The following is a 19,880-nucleotide window of genomic DNA, read 5'->3' as shown; positions in this document are numbered from 1 at the left end:
GTTTATTAGTTGCGGCGAGTGTGCGGGCGTCCGGTTGTGCTGACAAGATGGGAAAGGTGCTGCGGTGCGGTGAGACAGGTGCCGGGAGGTCGTTCAGCCGACGTTGCGCGTCCTACGCTGTTTTGCAAAATAGCGCGCGGGCGGCTCGCCAAACGCCCGTCGAAACATCGCGATGAAGTTGCTGGACGTGGCATAGCCGAGCGCTTCGGCGACATCCGCGACGGGTTCATTGGCGGCCAGCCGTTCCAACGCCAGCGTGAGACGCGCCTGCTGCCGCCACTGCGTGAAGCCCATGCCGGTCTCCGCCATGAAGATGCGACGTGCCGTTCGTTCCGACAGGCCAGCCCATTCGCCAAGCTCATGCAGCGTGCGCGCGTCATGCGGCCGCCGGATCAGCGCATTGGCGATACGCAAGGCGCGGATATCCGTCGGCATCGGCAGATGCAGCGGCTCCTGCGGAGCACCGCGGATTTCGTCGAGCAGCACGGCCACGACGCGCGTCTGCGCCGGCGTGAGCCGATCCGCATTCGTCCAACCCGCAGCGCGTCTGACGAGCGCGCGCAGCAGATCGCTGACACCCATGACGCAGGGCTGCGACGGCAATGTCCGGCTCGCGGCCGGCGTCAGCAGCACGCCCCATCCGCTCAGTACACCGCTCAGGGTCACCTTGTGATGGAGCCCGGGCGGCAGCCAGCCGATGCGCTGCGGCGGCAGTAGCCACGAGCCCTGTTTCGTGTGCAGGCGGATCAATCCGCTTTCGATACAGAACAACTGGCCGCGGCGGTGATGATGCCAGTCGAGTTCGCGGGTGCCGAGCCGAAATGCATCGCCGGGCTCATCGCTGCCCCAGATGGCGATTGCGGATGGTCCGTCGAGGCGTTCGGTGAGCGAGGTCATGACACCATGCCTTTTCAGAACCGCTCCAGCCTGGCCGATTCTCATTATTTTGCGTCCGAATGTCGTTAACGGGTTTGAGCGACCGGGTCTATCTCCGCATGCAGATCAACGAACAGTCAGGAGACGACGATGAGCCTCGATAGCGGTGCCTTTCTCATTCACGATGTTGCGGCGTTCCCGATCGTGTGGGTCCGGCACGATGAGCTTCAGCCGGGAAGTGCGGCGCAGTGGGAGGTCGAGATGGACGATCTCATCGGCCGCAAGCAGCCTTTCGTCATGATCATGGCCAGTCATCATCATGATGAGGCGCATGAAGATCGCAAAGCGAGGGGGCTTTGGCTCAAGCGCAACAAAGCGACGCTCGCGCTGCTTTGCCGTGCCATCATTGCCGTCGAGCCGAATGCCGTCACACGCGTTCTCGTGGAGGCCCAGTCGGCACTTGCGACGAAGGCGTTCGGCATCAGTTCCGCGGTCGTTGCGTCCGAGGACGAGGCCATGAGGGTTGCGCACGAGCGGTTGCAGGTTGCGCGTTGATCAAAAAACAAAGCGAGGCTTCCCGCATGGGAGAGCCTCGCTGCCGGTCGAATTATTTTGGCGGCCCTTACCCCCGCTGCGCCTTGTCCTTTTCGTTCTGCGCTTTGATGCTGTCGCGTGCCTGGATCCATTCGGCATCGGACCAGTCGCGCAGCTGATAGAAGTTGCCACCCATGGCGAGCGCTTGTGCGCCGTCCATGGCGATGGTCTCGCCACTGATCCAGTCGCAGCCGCCGGAGATCAGGAACACCGCAAGGTTCTGCAGTTCTTCCATCTTGCCGACGCGGCCCATCGGGTTCTGCGCGCGGGTGCGTGCACCGGCCTCGTCGCCGGGCTTGATGCGCTTGCTCATGCCTTCAGTGGGGATTTCGCCGGGCGCGATGGTGTTGAGGCGGATGCCGTAGCGGCCCCATTCGGTCGCCAGCGACATGGTCATGGCATGGATCGCCGATTTGCTCATGGCGGAGGGCACCACATAGGGGCTGCCATTGCGTACCCAGGTCACGGTGATCGAGACCACGTTGCCCGGCACCTTGTCGGCGATCCAGCGCCGGCCGACTGCATGGGTCATGTAGAATGTGCCGTGCATCACCGTGTTGGCGACCGCGTCGAAGCCGCGCGCCGACAGGTCCTGCGTCCGCGAGATGAAATTTCCGGCGGCGTTGTTGATCAGGTCGGTGAGGGGGCCATCGGCCCAGATGCCTTCGATCATCGCATCGACCGCCGCGGCGTCGCGGATGTCGACACCGTGGCTGGAGACCTTGCCGCCAAATTCCGCCATCAGCTCGGTTGCGGTCTCGTCGCATACAGCCTTGCGGCGACCGCAGATATGCACTTCGGCGCCGAGTTCGAGGAATTTCGCCGCCATCGATTTGCCGAGACCGGTGCCACCGCCGGTGACGAGGATTTTTCGGCCTGCGAGGAGCTGCTGATTGAACATGGGAGGGTCCTGCTTTAAGAGGATGCGGACGGGTTAATTAGTTGATTGACTAAACCCGATACCGCTTGCGTGTAAAGCGGGAAGAAAAACAAGTCTAGGAAGGAAACCACCCATGGAAGACCGCATCTCTGTGTCCATGACGGATGGCGTTGCCGATGTTCGGCTGGTCCGCGCGGACAAGATGAATGCGCTGGATGCGGCGATGTTTGCGGCATTGGTCGATACCGCCGAGCGCCTGAGCCACGAGAAGGGCCTGCGCGCGGTCGTGCTGTCCGGCGAGGGCCGGGCGTTCTGCGCCGGCCTCGACATGGGACGATTCGCCGCGATGAATGAGAGCGGCGGCGACGGTATCGGCGGCGGTCAGAAGCGTGACCTCGCGCTGCGCACGCACGGTCTTTGCAATCACTCCCAGCAGGCGGTGTGGGGCTGGCGTCAATTGCCGGTGCCGGTGATTGCCGCTGTGCATGGCGTCGCCTTCGGCGGCGGCTTCCAGGTCGCGCTCGGTGCCGACATGCGCTTTCTCGCACCGGACACGCGCATGTCGGTCATGGAAATCAAATGGGGCCTGGTGCCCGACATGGCGGGCACGCCGATCCTCGCCAGCCTCGTGCGCGACGATATCCTGCGCGACCTCACTTATACCGGCCGCATCTTCTCGGCACAGGAAGCCCTGAGCTATGGCCTCGCCACGCGCATCTGCGACGACCCGCGCGCCGCTGCGCTCGAGACCGCGCGCGAGATCGCCGGCAAGAGCCCCGACGCGATCCGCGCCGCCAAGCGCATGCTCAACAATCTGACGGTCGATCCCGGCCCGGCGCTGCTCGCCGAATCCGTCGAGCAGATGAAGCTGATGGGTGGACCGAACCAGACCGAAGCCGTGCGCGCGAATATCGAGAAGCGTGCGCCGAAATTTGTGGATTAGCCCGCGACGTTCTCAGCCGTTATTGCGAGCCCTGAGAAAGTTGGACTTCCAACTTTCTTTGGGCGAAGCAATCCAGAAAGTCACAAACGAAGACTGGATTGCTTCGTCGCAAGGGCTCCTCGCAATGACGGCAAAGAGTTCATCAAAAATCAAAAACAAAAATCCGGAAACGTATCCATGTCGACAAATTCCCTGTTTCAAGGCGTCATCTCAGGCGATCGCCGCCGCGGCTTTGCCGAACTGACCGAACGTGCGAGCCGCATTGCCGGCGGGTTGTCGCGGCTTGGCGTCAAGCAGGGCGACAGCGTCAGCATCCTGATGCGCAACGACATCGCGTTTATCGAAGCCGCCTATGCGGTGGCGCAGCTCGGCGCTTACGGCGTGCCGGTAAACTGGCACTTCAAGCCGGAAGAGATCACCTATGTCATCAAGGATTCCGGCAGCAACGTCCTGATCGCCCATGCCGACATGTTGCATCAGCTGCGCGAGGCGATCCCGCAGGGCATCGTGTCGCTGAGCGTGCCGACGCCGCCGGAGATCATCGCGAACTACAAGGTCGATCCCGCACGGCTCGGCACCCCGGACGGCGCCATCGATCTGGAGAGCTGGCTGACCGAACAGGCGCCCTATGACGGCCCCGCGCTGCCGCAGCCGCACAACATGATCTACACGTCGGGCACCACCGGCCATCCAAAGGGTGTGCGCCGTTTTGCGCCGACGCCGGAGCAGGCGGCGTCCGCCGACCAGATGCGTGCACGCGTCTATGGCCTCAAGCCCGGTGCACGCGCTTTGCTGCCCGGACCGCTCTATCACTCGGCGCCCAATGCCTTCGCGCTGCGCGCTGGGCGCCTCGGTGGCGCGCTGGTGATGATGCCGCGCTTCGATCCCGAAGAATTCCTGCGCGTGGTGCAGGACGAGAAGATCGACACCATCTTCATGGTGCCGACCATGTTCATCCGGCTGATGAAGCTGCCGGAAGACGTCCGCAAGAAATACGACATGTCGTCGCTGCGCCACATCATCCATGCCGCTGCGCCGTGCCCGGCCGACGTCAAGACCGCGATGATCGACTGGTGGGGCCCGGTGATCTACGAATTCTACGGTTCGACCGAATCGGGCGCGGTGACCTTCGCCAATTCCGAGGACGCGCTGAAGAAGCCCGGCACCGTCGGCAAGATCGCGCCCGGCGCCGAACTGCGTTTTCTCGGCGATGACGGCCAGATACTGCCACAGGGCGAGATCGGCGAGATCTATTCGCGCATATCAGGCAATCCGGATTTCACCTATCACAACAAACCCGAAAAGCGCGCCGAGATCGACCGCGACGGCTTCATCACCTCCGGCGACGTCGGCTATCTCGATGCCGACGGCTATGTCTTCATCTGCGACCGCAAGCGCGACATGGTGATCTCCGGCGGCGTCAACATTTATCCCGCCGAAATCGAAGCCGCGCTGCATGCCGTGCCCGGTGTGCATGACTGTGCCGTGTTCGGTATTCCCGACGAGGAATTCGGCGAGTCCCTGATGGCGGTGATCGAGCCGCAGCCGGGTGTGGTGCTCGACCTTGCGACTGTGCGCGCGGACCTCAAGAAGGCGCTGGCCGACTATAAAGTGCCGAAGCAGATGGAGATCCAGAGCAATCTGCCGCGCGAAGACTCCGGCAAGATCTTCAAGCGCCGGCTGCGCGATCCTTATTGGGCCAAGGCTGGGCGGACGATCTAGGAGGGTGATGATGCGCGTGGCAATGATTGGAAACAAACTTGCCGCGCAGATCGCGGCGATCGCTCTCCTGGTGGCAGCGTTTGTCGGTCCTGCAGTCGCCGTCGATCTCGAACCGAAGCAGATCCTCGCTCCAAGCGGGAAGCTGCGTGTCGGGCTCTATCCGGGAACACCGACGTCTATTCTCGTATCGCAAACCGAAGGCCCGCGTGGTGTCGGCTACGATCTCGGCAAGGAGCTCGCGCGCCAATTGGGCGTGCCCTATGAGCCGGTGGTGTTCTCCAGGAATGCCGAGGTTCTCGAAGCGGTGAAGACAGGCGCCGTCGATGCCGCCTTCACCAATGCGTCGGCCGCGCGTGCGAAGGACATGGATTTCGGCCCGTCTTATCTGGAAAGCGATCTTGGCTATCTCGTCGCGAAAGAGTCCAGGGTTGCGGGGGCTGATGATGTCGATGTCAAAGGCGTCCATGTCGGCGTCACCGCCGGAAGTTCATCCGATGCCGTTCTGTCGCGCGATTTGAAGAATGCCGAGGTCGTTCGCGTGCCGGCCATCAGGCTTGCGCCCGGCCTGCTGATGGCCGGCAGCATTGATGTGTTCGCCACCAACAAGGCGACGCTGTTCGAACTCGCCGAACAGGCACCGGGGGCGAAGGTGCTGGAGGGACGCTGGGGCGTCGAGCGGCATGCCATCGCGATCCCCAAGGGTCGCGACGAGGGGATGGTATTTGTCCGCAAATTCACCGAGGATGTGAAGGCGCAGGGACTGGTCGATGCGGCCATCGCACGGTCCGGACTGCGCGCCGCGACCACAGCCAAGTAGCTATATCAAGTAGCAACGACACGAGATTGTTGCGCGATATTACAAGAGGGACGACAACCCATGCCCGTGTCTTTGCCTGCGCCCATGAAACTGGCCATCGCCACGGCGGCTGCGCTGCTGTCTTTCACCAGCCCGTCGCTGCACGCCCAGACGTTTCCGAGCAAGCAGGTGACGATCCTCGTACCCTATGCGGCCGGCGGCGCGGTCGACGTGCTGGCGCGGACCTTTGCGCAGTCGCTGTCAAAGACTTGGGGGCAGCAGCCGGTGGTGGACAACCGTCCGGGCGCCGGTGGCATCATCGCCTCGCAGGCCCTCGCGAAGTCGCCGCCCGATGGCTATACGCTGATCCTCGTCGCATCGGGCCATCCGCTCAATCAGTTCTTCTATCCGAAGCTGCCTTACGACACGTTCAAGGATTTCACGGCGATCAGCGAAGTCGCCTATTCGCCGCTGGCCATCGTGGTGTCGAAGGACAATCCGGCGAAGAACCTGCAGGAGCTGCTGGCGCAGGCGAAAGCCAAGCCGGACTCGCTGTCCTACGGCATGTCGGGCAATGGCACCTCGGCGCATCTTGCCGGCGAATTGCTGAACCATATGGCCGGCACGAAAATCGTCTCGATTCCCTACAAGGGCGGTGCGCCTGCGCTCACCGCGGTGATTGCCGGCGACATTCCCATGAGCATCAATCCGCTGCCCGAGATCGTCGGTCAGCTCGAAGGCGGCGCGGTGCGTGCCGTCGCGGTGACGACGGCGACGCGCTCGGCGGCGCTGCCCAATGTGCCGACGGTCGCCGAATCCGGTGTCGCCGGTTATGATACGGCGGTGTGGTGGGGGTTCCTCGGACCTGCCGGCATGCCGGCCGATATCGTGGCGAAGATCCATGCGGATCTGGTGACGGCGCTGAAGGATCCGGTGGTGCTGGCGGCGCTGAAGAAGATCGATGCCACGCCGGTCGGTTCCTCGCCCGCAGATTTCGACAAGTTCATGCATGCCGAAGCGGACAAATGGGGGCCGGTGCTGAAGGCGGCAAACATCAAGGTCCAGTAAGCAATATGACTGAACGTTCGAACCAGTGGCACGTCGGCCTGATCGGCTATGGCGAAGTCGGGCGCATTCTCGCCGAAGACCTGCGCAAGCAGGATCTCCGCGTCAGCGCCTATGATCTCAAGCTCGACGGCGCAGATGCCGGGGCGCTGCGCGACCATGCCGAGACCCATGGCGTCACGCTCGCATCCTCGCATGCCGATTTGGCGTCACGCGCCGACTTCATCGTCTGCGCTGTCACCGCGAGCCAGACCGTGCCGGCCGCGCAGGCTTGCGTGCCCGGTCTGAAGCCGCAAGCGTGGTTTCTCGACTTCAACTCGGCATCGCCCGGCGCGAAGCAACGTGCGGCGGCGCTGATCGATGGCGCCGGCGGGCGCTATGTCGAGGGCGCGGTCATGACCTCCATCCCGCCATACCGCATCAGGGTGCCGCTGCTGCTCGGCGGCACCGGCGCGCGCGATCTCGCGCCGCTGCTCAACGCCATCGGCTTCGATGCGAAAGTCGCCAGTGACAGGCTTGGCGTCGCCTCGGCCACCAAGATGTGCCGCAGCATCATGATCAAGGGCCTCGAGGCCATGGTGATCGAGAGCTTTACGACCGCGCGCGCCTATGGCGTCGAGGACGCGGTGATTGCCTCGCTGGTCGAGACGTTTCCGAGCATCGACTGGGAGAAGCAGGGCGCCTATTTCTTCCAACGTGTCATCGAACACGGCCGCCGCCGCAGCGAGGAAGTCCGCGAGGTCGCCGAGACCGTGCGCGAGATCGGCCTCACGCCATGGTCGGCGGAAGGGACGGCCGAGCGGCAGGGCTGGGTCGCCGATCTCGCCGATGATGGCCTGTTCGGTACCAAGGATGAGGCGGGTTTCGCGCGCAGCGCCGACTGGCGGACAGAGGCGGATCGGATTCTGGCGAAGGTGAAGCCGAAGGGCTGAGTTCCGTAAACGCGGTTGTCGTCCCCGCCTAGTGCGCCTTCGGCGCACGCGGGGCGGGGACCCATACACACCGAGGCTTTAGTTGAAGCGGGATCGCCGCGGCTCTGCCGTCTATATTTCTTTGTCGGAGGTTATGGGTCCCCGCCTTCGCGGGGACGACACCTGAGGGTCGTCATCCGCCACACAACTTCGTCTTGCGTCGCAGCATGACTTGCGACCAAATGGGGCGCCGGCAACTTCCTGGAGCGTCCTTGTGTCCCTGACCCTGTCCACCGAAGAACCCGCATCCCAGCGCGGTGACGATCCTGCTCACCAGGAGGCCGATGCCCGGCTGCGCGAGGACATCCGGCTGCTCGGCCGCATCCTTGGCGACACCGTGCGCGATCAGGAAGGCGAAGCGGTATTCGCCCTGGTCGAAAACATCCGTCAGACCTCGGTCCGTTTTCACCGCGACGAGGACAAGCTGGCGCGGCGTGAACTCGAAGCCATTCTCGACGGCATGTCGATCGCCGAGACCGTGCGCATCGTTCGCGCCTACAGCTATTTCTCCCATCTCGCCAATATAGCGGAGGACCAGAACAACATCCGCCGGATGCGGGCGCAGCGCGCGAATGCGGCCAACGCATCGGGCACGCTGGCCCATGCGGTGAAGCGCGCGCGCGAGGCCGGCATCGATGCCGCGCTGCTCAGCAAGTTCTTCGGACAGGCGCTGATCTCGCCGGTGCTGACCGCGCATCCCACCGAAGTGCGGCGCAAGAGCACCATCGACCGCGAAATGGAAATCGCGGCATTGCTGGACCGGCGCGAGCGCATGCAGCTCACCGCCGAGGAGATCGAGGCGTCGGAAGAGCAATTGCGCCGCGCCGTCGTCACCCTGTGGCAGACCAATCTGCTGCGCCGGAGCAAGTTGACGGTGCTCGACGAAGTCGCCAACGGATTGTCGTTCTACGACTACACGTTCCTGCGTGAGGTGCCGCGTCTGCATTGCGTGCTGGAGGACAGCCTGCGCGCGCAGGGCGGCGCTGCCGAACTCGGCTCGTTCCTGCGCATGGGCAGCTGGATCGGCGGCGACCGCGACGGCAATCCGTTCGTCACGGCAGATGTGATGCGCGGCACCATGATGCTGCAGAGCAGGCGCGCCTTCAGCTTCTATCTCGACGAACTTCACGCGCTGGGCGCAGAGCTGTCGATGGCGGCGCATCTCGCCGATGTCTCCGATGAGCTGCGCGCATTGGCCGAACGCTCTCCTGATCCATCGCCGCACCGCGCCGGCGAGCCCTATCGTCTGGCGATCTCCGGCGTCTATGCCCGCATGGCGGCAACGGCCCATGCGCTCGAATTGCCGAACCGCCGCGCGGCCGTGGGCGATGCCCCGGCTTACGCATCGGCGCAGGAGTTCAAGGCCGATCTCGACGTGCTCGATCGTTCGCTGATCGCTGATAATTCCGCAGTCATCGCCCGCGGCCGGCTGCGGCAACTGCGCCGCGCGGTGGATTGTTTCGGCTTCTATCTCGCCAGTCTCGACATCCGGCAGAATTCCGCTGTGCATGAGCGCACCGTCGCCGAACTGATCGATGCGGCGATGCCCGGCACGTCCTATCTCGCGCTCGGCGAGGAAGCGCGCATCGCGCTGCTGACGAATGAATTGAAGAATGCGCGGCCGCTCGGCTCGCTGTTCGTCAAATACAGCGATGAGACGCTCGGCGAACTCGCACTGTTCCGTATGGCGGCGCAGGTTCATGCGAAATTCGGCGCGGCGGCAATCCCCCAATGCATCATCTCCATGTGCAAGGGCGTCTCCGACATGCTCGAAGTCGCAGTGCTGCTGAAGGAGGTGGGGCTCGTCGATTGCTCCGGCCGCAGCGGCATCAACATCGTGCCGTTGTTCGAAACCATCGAGGATCTGCAGGCCTCTGCAGCCATCATGGACCGCATGTTCTCGCTGCACGACTATCGCAAGCTGGTCGATAGCCGCGGCGCGGTGCAGGAAGTCATGCTCGGCTATTCCGACAGCAACAAGGATGGCGGCTTCGTCACCTCCGGCTGGGAACTGTACAAGGCCGAGATCGAGCTCATCGAAGTGTTCGAGCGGCATCACATCCGGCTGCGGCTGTTCCACGGCCGCGGCGGCTCTGTGGGCCGCGGCGGCGGCCCGAGCCACGATGCGATCCTGGCGCAGCCCGGCGGCGCGGTGGATGGGCAGATCCGCATCACCGAACAGGGGGAAATCATCTCCAGCAAATATTCCAACGCCGAGGTCGGCCGCAACAATCTGGAAATCCTCGCCGCTGCAACGCTGGAAGCAAGCCTGCTGGCGCCGAAGCACAGCGCGCCGCGCCGCGAATATCTCGAAGCCATGGAGGAGATTTCCGAACTCGCTTTCAAAGCTTATCGCGGCCTCGTCTACGAGACCGAAGGCTTCGTCGATTACTTCTGGGAATCTACCGTCATCAACGAGATCTCGACGCTGAACATCGGCAGCCGTCCGGCCTCGCGCAAGAAGACCCGCGCTATCGAGGATCTCCGCGCCATCCCCTGGGTGTTCTCCTGGGCGCAATGCCGGTTGATGCTGCCGGGCTGGTACGGTTTCGGCAGCGCCATCGAGGCGTGGCTCGCCAATCATCCCGACAAGGGCATGGCCTTCCTGCAGGAGATGCACCGCGAATGGCCGTTCTTCCGCACGCTGCTGTCCAACATGGACATGGTGCTGGCCAAGAGCTCCATCGCCATCGCCTCGCGCTATGCTGAGCTCGTCGCCGACCAGAAGCTGCGCGAGACCATCTTCGGCCGCATCCGCGGCGAATGGCATCTGTGCATCGAGACGCTGCTGGATATTATGGAGCAGGAGCGCCTGCTGCAAAACAATCCGCTGCTCGATCGCTCGATCCGCAATCGCTTCCCGTATCTCGATCCGCTCAACCACGTGCAGGTCGAGCTGCTGAAAGAGCACCGCGCGAATAATCCGGACGAGCAGGTGCTGCGTGGGATTCAGCTGACGATCAACGGGATCTCGGCGGGACTCAGGAACAGCGGGTAGTCGTCGAGAGGCTACGTCCTCTCCCTACGTCATGGCCGGGCTTGACCCGGCCATCCATCTTCTCCGTTGCTTGCCGCAAAGCTGGATGCCCGGGTCAAGCCCGGGCATGACGTGGAGAGAGTTGCGCGAAGCCGCTGGCTGCGACGTAGGCCCCTCAACAGAAATGCGCGCCCTGCGTTTCCACATAGACCGCATAGAGTGACTGGCTCGCCGTCATGAACAGCCGGTTGCGCTTCTTGCCGCCGAAACAGACATTCGCGCAGGTCTCCGGAAGCTTGATCTGGCCGATGCGCTGGCCGTCCGGCGCGAAGATCTGCACGCCGTCATAGCCGTCGCCGACCCAGCCGGCACCGACCCAGATATTGCCTTCGGTATCGACGCGCAGCCCGTCAGGGAAGCCGGACTTGCCATCCAGCGTCATGTCGATCAGCGGCTTGCCATTCGAGAGCTTGCCGCCGTCGACGTCGTACTGCCAGACGACATTCTTGGCATTGGGATAATGCGTGATGCCGGTGTCGCAGACATAGAGCTTCTTGTAGTCCGGGCTGAAGGCCAGACCATTCGGCTTGAACGGATCGTCTGCGACCTTGCTGATCTGGCCGTTCGTTGGATCGATGCGATATACCGCTTCCTTCTGGTGCGGCTGCGTGACGCCCGGCGCCGCGCGTTGTCCTTCATAGAGATTGATGGCGCCGTAGCCGGGATCGGTGAACCAAATCGCCTTGTCGATCGGATTGACCACCATATCGTTCGGCCCGTTCAGCGGCTTGCCGTTTGCCTGTTCAGCCAGCGTCGTGACGCTGCCATTGTGCTCGAAGCGGACAAGGCGCGTGCGCTGCGCGGAAAGCTGGCGGCCCTCTGTGTCGAACGAATTCCCGTTGCTCTCCTCGGATGGATAGCGGAAGCGCTCGGAGATGTGGCCGTCATCGTCGAGATAACGCAACTGGCGATTGGCAGGGATATCGCTCCAGATCAGATACTGACCCTGTGCATTCCACGCCGGTCCCTCCGCCCACAGGCAGCCCGTATAGAGCCGCTTGATGACGGTGTTGCCGACTCTCGCCTTGAAGCGATTGGCGTCGATGACGACGATATCGGGATCGGGATAGCGCTGCGGTTCCGCGCCGCGGTTGAAATTTCGCGCCAGCGCATCGGGCGCGATCAGCGATGTCGCGGCCATTGCCGCGGCGCCGCTCAGGATTTTTCTGCGACTGAGTGAGTTGGATATTGCGGCGGGTTGAACTGCGTCGTTCGCGTCGAGCTGAGTTGGCATCGTCGTCCTCCCGGCTTTTCTGGTTTGCTCCAGTTATTGCCAGCAGTCTAAATACCGTTGCGACGGCGATGCTACACAATTCGATGCTGCCGCGCGGTCATGGCGGTGCACAAGCGCGCATCGCAGCGCAGTGAACGTTTTGATAGTTCCATGCGACCAACACCAAAGCTCTCATTTGATGCGCGGTTCCCCATGTCGTTGTTTCGCTGTCACATATGTGTTGCAGTCGCTTCTGCAGCATTGCTGTTCGCCACATCATTGTCAGCACACGCGGATAATGGATGTCGCCCGCCGATGGATCAGCGGATGATCGCAGGCTGTAGCGATATCATCGATCGTCCCGGCGCAACGGATGCCGAGCGCTCCGAAGCGCTTCGCCTTCGCGCCATCGGGAACTTCGAACTCGGCCATATGGAGGCGGCGCGCGCGGATTTTACTGCGTTCATCGCACTCAATCCTGATTTTGCGAAAGGCTATGGCGCGCGCGCCATGGTCCACAACCGCCTCGACGAATTCGATCTGGCTATCGCGGATGCTAACAAGGCGATCGCCCTCGATCCCACTTACTCCTCGGGCTTCGGCTCGCGGGCGAGCGCCTATGAATCCAAGGGCGATTTCGTGCGGGCGCGCGCCGACTATGACAAGGCGATTCGCCTGCAGCCGGGCAATTCGTCCTACCACCGCGGACGCGGAATGTTGCGGAAGAGATTGGCCGACATCGATGGCGCGATCGCGGATTTCTCGGAAGCCATCCGCCTCGATCCGAAAGACTATGCGGCGTTTGCATTGCGCGGCAACAGCCGTGCCGCCAAGAAAGACTACGAGAGGGCGTTGGCCGACTATGACGCTGCGCTACAGATCGAGCCCGGCGACAGCTATGCCCACCGTGGTCGCGCCGACATCAGGATTCGACGCGGCGACAATGACGGCGCGATCGCGGATTTCGATGTCGTTCTGGCCGGCAATCCGAACGACGTCGGCGCCCATGTTGACCGCGGCATCGCCTTCGCGCGCAAGGGCGATTTCGCCGGCGCGATCCCGGACCTGGATGCGGCGCTGAAGCTGAGGCCGGATGATCCCGACACCCGCAACCGGCGGTCGCATATGAACTTCATCGAGGGACATTTCGCCGAGGCTGCCGCCGATTTCGGCGATGTGGTCGAGAAGACGCCGGAATACGAGCTGGGCAAGCTGCTACGCTACATCGCGCGGGCGCGCAGCGGCGACAACGACATCGGCGAGCTGAAACGCAATACCGACAAGCTCGATCGCAAGGGCTGGCCATGGCCGATGGTCGCGGTCTATCTCGGCCAGATGAGTCGGGAGGAGATGCTCGCCAAAATGAAGAACATGCGGCTGGAGGACGACTTCGGTCCTTGCGGCGTGTCGTTCTATCTCGGCCAGTATCTGATGGTGAAGCACAAGCCGCAGGAGGCGCTGCCCTATCTGAAACAGGCAGCTGAAGTGTGCCGGGGCGATGGCGAATTCGAGCGTGACGCGGCTCGCGCCGAGCTCAGGCGGCAGCAGGCGGCGCGCTGATCAATAAAAAAGGGGCAGCGTTGGCACTGCCCCTTTTTTGACGTTTGCCGGCAAGCGCGCTCAGACCTCGTGCTTGTCCGAAGCGAAGATCGCGATGAGCGTGATCGTCGCGGCGGCGAGCACGTAATAGCCGATGTAAGCGAGACCGTAATTTGCCTGCAGCCAGGTGGCGATATAGGGCGCCAGTGAGGCGCCGAAGATGCTCGCCAGATTGAACGTCATCGACGAGCCGGTATAGCGTACGGCGGTCGGAAACGGTGCCGCCAGCGCGGCGCCGATCAGGCCATAATTGACGCCGAAGATCGCCAGACCGATCAGCGCGAAGGCATAGATGCCCGCCACGCCACCTGACAGCAGCGGTGCCAGGAAAAACGAGAACACGATCACCATCAGGCAATTGGTGATCAGGAGCGTGCGGCGACCGATCTTGTCCGCGAGCAGGCCGGCCAGGATGTTGGTGGTGCCGAAAGCGACGGCGCCGGCAATCTGCACCTTGAGCGCATCGAGCAACGTCATCTTCGCGATACCGACATTGTAGGACAGCAGATAGGCCGTGCAGACATAGAAGAATACGAAGGTCATCAGACCGACCAGTGTGCCGAGCATGAGGCTGCGCTTGTGCTTGCGCAACAGCTCCATGCTGGGGACGGCAACGCGCTCGGCCTTCTCGATGGCCTTCTGGAATTCCGGCGTTTCGGTGATCGACAGGCGCACCCACAATCCGATGGCGATCAGCACGATGGAGGCGAGGAACGGCACGCGCCACGCCCAGCTCAGGAACGTTTCCGGCGAGACGAAATGCAGCAGGATGAAGAATGTGCCCGACGAGAGGAACAGGCCGAGCGGCGCGCCGAGCTGCGGGAACATGGCGTACCAGTTGCGCTTGCCTTCCGGCGCGTTCTCGGTGGCGAGCAGCACGGCGCCGCCCCATTCACCGCCGAGTCCAAAGCCCTGGCCGAAACGGCACAGCACCAGCAGAAGCGGCGCTGCGAGGCCGATCTGCGCATGCGTGGGCAGCAGGCCGATCAGCACGGTCGAAATGCCCATGGTCAGCAAGGCTGCGACCAGCGTGGTCTTGCGGCCGACGCGATCGCCGAAATGGCCGAACACAACCGCGCCGAACGGACGCGCAAAGAACGCGATCGAGAACACCGCGAAGGACGCGAGCAGCGCGGCGGTGTCGTTGCCGGCCGGGAAGAACAGTTTTGGAAACACCAGCACCGCGGCGGTGGCATAGACGTAGAAGTCGAAGAATTCGATCGTGGTGCCGATCAGGCTCGCCAGCAGAACGCGGGCGGGGGAATTCAGCGGCTTGGAATGCGGCATGGCCGCGGAGGGCATCGCGCCCGCGTGATCTGTCATGATGTTCGTCCAGCAAATGCGGTTTCGTCCGCACATGCGTGACGTCAAACCCGTTGATTGCTGGTGACATAGCCGGTCTTGGCCGGCGTTTGAATTCTTTATGACGAAATTAGCCCGATCTCGGGTCAGATAAGACCGCTATGCATAGCTATTTGAGTAATATTGTTTCGTTTTAAATTCTGGGTTGTAGAAATCGGCTCACGGGAGTGATGCTCCCGCGAGCCGACTTAAACGCTTAGACTGGATCCCAGCTGAAAATGTCAGCCGAGCGGTCGAGCTTGTAGAACGACGACTTCAGCGCCGGCATGCCGTGTTCGGCGAGGGTCTGCGGGGTCCAGCCTTCGGCGCGGTGGATCGAACGCAGCGGGCGTGACTGGCCCATCAGGAAGATCTCGTTCATGCGCGCGGCAAAAATCTGCCCGGAGATTTCCTTGGCGTCGTCGGAGAGCAGATGCGCCACCAGCGGTGCGATCTTTTCCGGACCCATGCGCTGCATGCGTTCGACGCGGGCCTTCTCGGCTTCGGTCTCAGTCGGGATGCTGCCGATCATGCGGCTCCAGGCGAAGGGCGAGACGCAGTTCGAATTGACGCCGAAGCGGCCCATGTCGAGCGCGATCGACTTCGACAGACCGACGATGCCGAGCTTGGCGGCCGAATAGTTAGCCTGACCGAAATTGCCGATCAGGCCCGAGGTCGAGGTGAAGTGCACGAACGAGCCGGAGTTTTGCTCGCGGAAGTAACGCGCGGCGGCGTGCGAGGTGTAGAACGAGCCCATCAGATGGACCTTGATCACCATCTCGAACGCATCGATCGACATCTTGTGGAAGATCGCGTCGCGCAGGATGCCGGCATTGTTCACCACGCCGTCGATCTTGCCATAGGTGTCCACGGCCTGCTTGATGATCTTGCTGGCCGGAATCGCTTCGGCAACCGACTCGAAGTTCGCAACGGCGGTGCCACCGGCTGCTTTGATTTCCTCGACGACCTGCTCGGCCGGAGCCGCGCCGTCGCCGCCCGAACCGTCGGTGCCGACGCCGGGATCGTTGACGACGACCTTGGCGCCTTCAGCGGCGCAGAGCAGCGCAATGCCGCGGCCGATGCCGCGCCCTGCGCCGGTGACGACGATGACCTTGCCGTCGAGTGATTTGGTAGATGCCATGTGGTGGTTCCTTTTGGTGGTGGTTGTTCTTGATTGGCTAGCTCGTCATTCCGGGGCGAACGCGGCGTCAGCCGCGGGCGAACCCGGAATCCCGAAATGGCTTGGCACTGTCGGAGACTCCCAGGTCGAGATTCCGGGTTCGCGACCGCCAAGTGGCGTTCGCGCCCCGGAATGACGAGTTAGGCTTCGTTCGTAAAAATTACAGTCCCCGACGCAGCGAACATGCCGCCGACGCCGTGGCACACTGATATCTTCGCACCCGGCACCTGCGCCGGCGCGATGCCGCGCATCTGGCGCACGCTCTCCTGCAGTGCATACATGCCGTACATTCCGGAATGCATGTAGCTGAGGCCGCCGCCATTGGTGTTCATCGGCAGCTTGCCGCCGGGGCGGGTGTTGCCCTCCGCGATGAACTTGCCGGTTTCCTCATGCGGCATGAAGCCGAGATCGCCGAGACCATACAGCGGCAGATGCGCGAAGGCATCGTAGATCATCAGGTGATCGACGTCCTTATGCGCGATCCCCGCCTCGCGGAATGCGGTCGGTCCGGCCACGGTGAAGGCGCGCGATGAATCGAAGGTCTTCATCTGGCTCACCATCGGCGTTTCCACGCTCTCGCCGGTGCCGAGAATATAGACCGGCTTGTTCGGGAAATCCTTCGCGCGATCGGCCGAGGTCAGGATCAGCGCGCCGCCGCCATCGGTGACGAGGCAGCATTGCAGGATGCGGAACGGATAGGCGATCATCTTCGAGTTCAGCACGTCCTCGACCGTGATCGGCGCCTTCATCATCGCGCGCGGATTCTTCGCCGCCCATTCGCGCTGGAATACGGCGACCGAGGCGATCTGCTCATGGGTGATGCCATGCGTCTTCATGTAGCGCAGGACAGGGATCGGGAACATGCTCGGCGGACCGTAGACACCATAGGGCGCCTCGAACTGGCCCTGCAGACTGTCTGCCGGAATCGAGCGTGGCAATTTGCCGATCATCGACTTGCCGGACTCCGCGTGCGTGATCAGAACCGTCTTGCACAGGCCGGCCTCGATCGCCGCGGCCGCGTGGCGAACATGCAGCATGAACGAGCAACCGCCCACTGATGTGCCGTCGACCCAGGTCGGCGTGATGCCGAGATAATGCGCGATCTGCTGAGGTGTCTCGACGGCTGTGGCGATGCCGTCGATATCAGACAGTTTCAGCCCGGCATCCTTGATGGCGTTGAGCGCCGCATCCGCGTGAAGCTGGATCTGCGACATGTTGGGGATGACGCCGAGCTCGGTGGTCTCGGCTGCGCCGACAACGGCGACTGCGTTTCTGCGCATGATCTCAGCCCTTCGCCGGACGGAATACGGGGAGGGTGATGGCGTCGTCGAGCTTCTCGAAGGCGACCTCGAGCTTCATGTCGAGTTCGAGCGCTTCGGGCGTCTGCGGACAATCGATGATGTTGCTCATCAGCCGCGGACCTTCCTCAAGCTCGACCACGGCAATCGCGTAAGGCGGCGTGAAGCCCGGCGCAGCGGGGCGGTGATTGATGACGTAGCTGTACAGGAAACCCTTGCCCGAGGCCTTGAACACCGAAACCTTGCGCGAGGCGCAGGACGGACAGAACGGCCGCGGCGGAAAATACACATTGCTGCAATCGTCGCAGCGCTGCAGGCGGAGTTCGCCGGCTTTTGCGCCGTCCCAATAATGCTGGGTTTCCGGTGTCGGTTTCGGCCGCGCGCGGGCTGGTTCAGCCATGTGTCGTCTTCTCTCCCTTGGACGGGGATTTGGCCCCGTTCGTTGTCCTCTGGATGGACATTCCACATTCCACCGGGGGCGGTCCAGCGCGCGTGCTGCATGGCCGTATCTGCTCACTGCGGGACGACGTGGAATTCAGGTTGAAATACGTGCGAGGCTTGTCCCGCTGCAACCAGGCAGGGTAGGTTGGTACGGATGGTTCAGGGAGCATGACGTGAAGCTGCGCGAGATCGCCCATTCCCGCACAGGTGACAAAGGCAACATTTCCAACATCTCGGTAATTGCCTTTGACGCAAAGCTATATCCGTTGATAGTATCCCAGGTGACCGCCGCGCGCGTGAAGGCCCTGTTTGCGGGCATCGTCGCGGGCGAGGTGGTCCGCTATGAACTGCCCAATCTGGCGGCCTTGAATTTCGTCATGGATCAGGCGCTTGGCGGCGGGGTGACGCGATCGCTCGCGCTCGATGCGCATGGCAAATCGCTCAGCTCCGCGCTGCTCGATCTGGAAATCGAGGACACTTTCGGCGATACCGACCGGGCGCCGTGACCACTTGCGGGTCCGGCAAGACACACAGGATGCCGCGACCATGAGCAACGACTTCCACCAGACCGCACCGACCCTCGCCAGCCTGGCCGCTGACCTTGCCGCCGGTCGCACCACGTCCCGCAAGCTGGTCGAAGCCTGTCTGGCCAAAATCGCCGATCCGAACGGCGAGGGCGCGCGCACCTTCATTCACGTCGACAAGGATGCGGCTCTGGCCGCCGCCGATGCCATGGATGCGCTGCGCAAGGCCAATGCCGCGCCGTCGCGCTTTGCCGGCATTCCGATCTCCATCAAGGACCTGTTCGACATCAAGGGTCAGGTGACCCGCGCAGGCTCCCGCGCGCTGGACGACTCGGCGCCGGCCGATGCCGACGCGCCCACCGTCGCGCGTCTGCGCCGTGCCGGCTTCGTGGTGATCGGCCGCACCAACATGGTCGAATTCGCCTATTCGGGCATTGGCACCAATCCGCATTACGGCACGCCGAAGGGGGCGTGGAAGCGCGAGGTCGGCCATGTGCCCGGCGGCTCGTCCTCCGGTGCCGCCGTCTCCGTGCTCGATGGCATGGCGCATGCGGCGCTGGGCACCGACACCGGCGGTTCCTGCCGCATTCCGGCAGCCTTCAACGGCATCGTTGGCTACAAGCCGACACAGCGCCGCGTGCCGCTCGATGGCGCCGTGCCGCTGTCCTTTACGCTCGACAGCATCGGCCCGCTCGCGCGCTCGGTCGCCTGCTGCGCGGCGATGGATGCGGTGCTCGCCGGCGAGCCCGAGTTTGAACTCACCCCGCGCCCCATCAAGGGCATGCGTCTCGCGGTGCCGACCACGCTGGCGATGGACGATCTCGACCCCGTCGTCGCAACCGCCTTCGAACGCGCGCTGAAGAAGCTCGCCGACAAGGGCGCGATCATCGAGCGCATCGAGGTGCCTGAATTCAATGGTATCGCACCGATGAGCACCAAGGGTGGCTTCACCGCTGCGGAATCCTATGCCTGGCATCGCTATCTGCTCGCCAGCAAGGGCGACGTCTATGATCCCCGCGTTGCGCTGCGCATCCAGCGCGGCGAGACCCAGAATGCCGCCGACTATCTCGATCTGCTGCCGATGCGCCGCTCGCTGATCGCACGCACTGAAAAGCGCATCGCGCCTTACGATGCGCTGGTGCTGCCGACCTGCGCGATCACGCCGCCGTCGATTGCCGACATGGCTGACGACAAGGTGTTCTCGAAGCAGAACCTGATGGCGCTGCGCAACTGCACGCTAATCAACATGATCGACGGCTGCGCCATCTCGCTGCCGATCCACGCAAAGGACGAAGCGCCCGTCGGCCTGATGCTGGCAGCCGCCGGCGGCGCCGACCGTCGCATCTTCGAACTCGCTGCGGGCATTGAAACCACCGTTCGCGGTTAATCTCTGAAACCTG

The 19,880-nt window shown here is 63.1% G+C and carries 17 protein-coding genes; 10 read left to right on the top strand and 7 right to left on the bottom strand.

Annotation, left to right across the window (positions count from 1 at the left end; translation table 11 throughout):
- Positions 1-93: 93 nt before the first annotated feature.
- Positions 94-897, bottom strand: a complete 804-nt coding sequence (locus BLW80_RS01625) for an AraC family transcriptional regulator (protein ID WP_210185293.1) — start codon at positions 895-897, stop codon at positions 94-96.
- A 240-nt stretch (positions 898-1,137) separates the two neighbouring features.
- Between BLW80_RS01625 and BLW80_RS01620 the strand changes: the two genes are divergently transcribed.
- Positions 1,138-1,431 (top strand): hypothetical protein, encoded by a 294-nt coding sequence (locus BLW80_RS01620; RefSeq protein ID WP_139285773.1) that lies wholly within the window; start codon positions 1,138-1,140, stop codon positions 1,429-1,431.
- 67 nt (positions 1,432-1,498) lie between these two features.
- Here the strand turns inward: BLW80_RS01620 and BLW80_RS01615 are convergent, their stop codons facing one another.
- Entirely contained in the window at positions 1,499-2,371 is an 873-nt protein-coding gene (locus BLW80_RS01615; protein ID WP_089265117.1) for an SDR family oxidoreductase, read from the bottom strand.
- Between the two features lie 112 nt (positions 2,372-2,483).
- Here BLW80_RS01615 and BLW80_RS01610 point away from each other — a divergent pair, with 112 nt between their 5' ends.
- The 6 genes from BLW80_RS01610 (at position 2,484) to ppc (ending at position 10,845) form a co-directional block, all read left to right on the top strand.
- The gene (locus tag BLW80_RS01610) at positions 2,484-3,293 is read left to right on the top strand and encodes a crotonase/enoyl-CoA hydratase family protein (RefSeq protein WP_093756571.1); all 810 of its coding nucleotides are present in this window, start codon (positions 2,484-2,486) and stop codon (positions 3,291-3,293) included.
- 177 nt (positions 3,294-3,470) lie between these two features.
- Positions 3,471-5,015: an acyl-CoA synthetase gene (locus BLW80_RS01605; protein WP_093756570.1), complete on the top strand. Its 1,545-nt coding sequence runs from the start codon at positions 3,471-3,473 to the stop codon at positions 5,013-5,015.
- A 10-nt stretch (positions 5,016-5,025) separates the two neighbouring features.
- Complete coding sequence (locus BLW80_RS01600) at positions 5,026-5,832, top strand: transporter substrate-binding domain-containing protein (RefSeq protein ID WP_244527899.1); 807 nt, start codon at positions 5,026-5,028, stop codon at positions 5,830-5,832.
- Between the two features lie 60 nt (positions 5,833-5,892).
- Entirely contained in the window at positions 5,893-6,879 is a 987-nt protein-coding gene (locus BLW80_RS01595; RefSeq protein ID WP_244527897.1) for a tripartite tricarboxylate transporter substrate binding protein, read from the top strand.
- A 5-nt stretch (positions 6,880-6,884) separates the two neighbouring features.
- Entirely contained in the window at positions 6,885-7,808 is a 924-nt protein-coding gene (locus BLW80_RS01590) for an NAD(P)-dependent oxidoreductase (RefSeq protein WP_244527895.1), read from the top strand.
- A 259-nt stretch (positions 7,809-8,067) separates the two neighbouring features.
- Positions 8,068-10,845, top strand: coding sequence for a phosphoenolpyruvate carboxylase (ppc, locus tag BLW80_RS01585; RefSeq protein ID WP_420882356.1), 2,778 nt, complete (start codon positions 8,068-8,070; stop codon positions 10,843-10,845).
- A gap of 154 nt (positions 10,846-10,999) precedes the next feature.
- Here the strand turns inward: ppc and BLW80_RS01580 are convergent, their stop codons facing one another.
- A complete protein-coding gene (locus BLW80_RS01580; protein ID WP_244527893.1) occupies positions 11,000-12,025 on the bottom strand; it encodes an SMP-30/gluconolactonase/LRE family protein in 1,026 nt (341 codons plus the stop codon).
- 399 nt (positions 12,026-12,424) lie between these two features.
- Here BLW80_RS01580 and BLW80_RS01575 point away from each other — a divergent pair, with 399 nt between their 5' ends.
- Positions 12,425-13,657, top strand: a complete 1,233-nt coding sequence (locus BLW80_RS01575) for a tetratricopeptide repeat protein (protein WP_170849543.1) — start codon at positions 12,425-12,427, stop codon at positions 13,655-13,657.
- Between the two features lie 60 nt (positions 13,658-13,717).
- Here the strand turns inward: BLW80_RS01575 and BLW80_RS01570 are convergent, their stop codons facing one another.
- From BLW80_RS01570 to BLW80_RS01555, 4 genes are all read right to left on the bottom strand, one after another.
- Positions 13,718-15,019: an MFS transporter gene (locus tag BLW80_RS01570; protein WP_093756565.1), complete on the bottom strand. Its 1,302-nt coding sequence runs from the start codon at positions 15,017-15,019 to the stop codon at positions 13,718-13,720.
- 235 nt (positions 15,020-15,254) lie between these two features.
- On the bottom strand, positions 15,255-16,178 hold the full coding sequence (locus BLW80_RS01565; protein ID WP_093756564.1) for an SDR family NAD(P)-dependent oxidoreductase: 924 nt from the start codon (positions 16,176-16,178) through the stop codon (positions 15,255-15,257).
- A 179-nt stretch (positions 16,179-16,357) separates the two neighbouring features.
- On the bottom strand, positions 16,358-17,497 hold the full coding sequence (locus BLW80_RS01560) for a thiolase C-terminal domain-containing protein (protein WP_093756563.1): 1,140 nt from the start codon (positions 17,495-17,497) through the stop codon (positions 16,358-16,360).
- Positions 17,498-17,501: 4 nt separating this feature from the next.
- Positions 17,502-17,915 (bottom strand): Zn-ribbon domain-containing OB-fold protein, encoded by a 414-nt coding sequence (locus BLW80_RS01555; RefSeq protein WP_093756562.1) that lies wholly within the window; start codon positions 17,913-17,915, stop codon positions 17,502-17,504.
- 214 nt (positions 17,916-18,129) lie between these two features.
- Here BLW80_RS01555 and BLW80_RS01550 point away from each other — a divergent pair, with 214 nt between their 5' ends.
- Together BLW80_RS01550 and BLW80_RS01545 are read left to right on the top strand one after the other, a co-directional pair.
- A complete protein-coding gene (locus BLW80_RS01550) occupies positions 18,130-18,462 on the top strand; it encodes an AtuA-related protein (RefSeq protein WP_068735784.1) in 333 nt (110 codons plus the stop codon).
- A gap of 40 nt (positions 18,463-18,502) precedes the next feature.
- On the top strand, positions 18,503-19,867 hold the full coding sequence (locus BLW80_RS01545; RefSeq protein WP_093756561.1) for an amidase: 1,365 nt from the start codon (positions 18,503-18,505) through the stop codon (positions 19,865-19,867).
- Positions 19,868-19,880 lie beyond the last annotated feature (13 nt).

It is taken from the genome of Tardiphaga sp. OK245 (assembly GCF_900108575.1).
Lineage (GTDB): Bacteria > Pseudomonadota > Alphaproteobacteria > Rhizobiales > Xanthobacteraceae > Tardiphaga > Tardiphaga robiniae.
Note: the sequence above shows the minus strand (reverse complement) of the source record. Positions and strands in the feature narration are given on the sequence as shown.

Excerpts from the sequence above, each read along its gene's own strand:
- BLW80_RS01590 (WP_244527895.1), top strand. The coding sequence starts at position 6,885 with ATGACTGAACGTTCGAACCAGTGGCACGTCGGCCTGATCGGCTATGGC.
- BLW80_RS01545 (WP_093756561.1), top strand. The coding sequence starts at position 18,503 with ATGAGCAACGACTTCCACCAGACCGCACCGACCCTCGCCAGCCTGGCC.
- BLW80_RS01560 (WP_093756563.1), bottom strand. The coding sequence starts at position 17,497 with ATGCGCAGAAACGCAGTCGCCGTTGTCGGCGCAGCCGAGACCACCGAG.
- BLW80_RS01620 (WP_139285773.1), top strand. The coding sequence starts at position 1,138 with ATGGACGATCTCATCGGCCGCAAGCAGCCTTTCGTCATGATCATGGCC.
- BLW80_RS01555 (WP_093756562.1), bottom strand. The coding sequence starts at position 17,915 with ATGGCTGAACCAGCCCGCGCGCGGCCGAAACCGACACCGGAAACCCAG.
- BLW80_RS01565 (WP_093756564.1), bottom strand. The coding sequence starts at position 16,178 with ATGGCATCTACCAAATCACTCGACGGCAAGGTCATCGTCGTCACCGGC.
- BLW80_RS01625 (WP_210185293.1), bottom strand. The coding sequence starts at position 897 with ATGACCTCGCTCACCGAACGCCTCGACGGACCATCCGCAATCGCCATC.
- BLW80_RS01605 (WP_093756570.1), top strand. The coding sequence starts at position 3,471 with ATGTCGACAAATTCCCTGTTTCAAGGCGTCATCTCAGGCGATCGCCGC.
- BLW80_RS01575 (WP_170849543.1), top strand. The coding sequence starts at position 12,425 with ATGATCGCAGGCTGTAGCGATATCATCGATCGTCCCGGCGCAACGGAT.
- BLW80_RS01570 (WP_093756565.1), bottom strand. The coding sequence starts at position 15,019 with ATGACAGATCACGCGGGCGCGATGCCCTCCGCGGCCATGCCGCATTCC.
- BLW80_RS01610 (WP_093756571.1), top strand. The coding sequence starts at position 2,484 with ATGGAAGACCGCATCTCTGTGTCCATGACGGATGGCGTTGCCGATGTT.
- BLW80_RS01580 (WP_244527893.1), bottom strand. The coding sequence starts at position 12,025 with ATGGCCGCGACATCGCTGATCGCGCCCGATGCGCTGGCGCGAAATTTC.
- BLW80_RS01595 (WP_244527897.1), top strand. The coding sequence starts at position 5,893 with ATGCCCGTGTCTTTGCCTGCGCCCATGAAACTGGCCATCGCCACGGCG.
- BLW80_RS01615 (WP_089265117.1), bottom strand. The coding sequence starts at position 2,371 with ATGTTCAATCAGCAGCTCCTCGCAGGCCGAAAAATCCTCGTCACCGGC.
- BLW80_RS01600 (WP_244527899.1), top strand. The coding sequence starts at position 5,026 with ATGCGCGTGGCAATGATTGGAAACAAACTTGCCGCGCAGATCGCGGCG.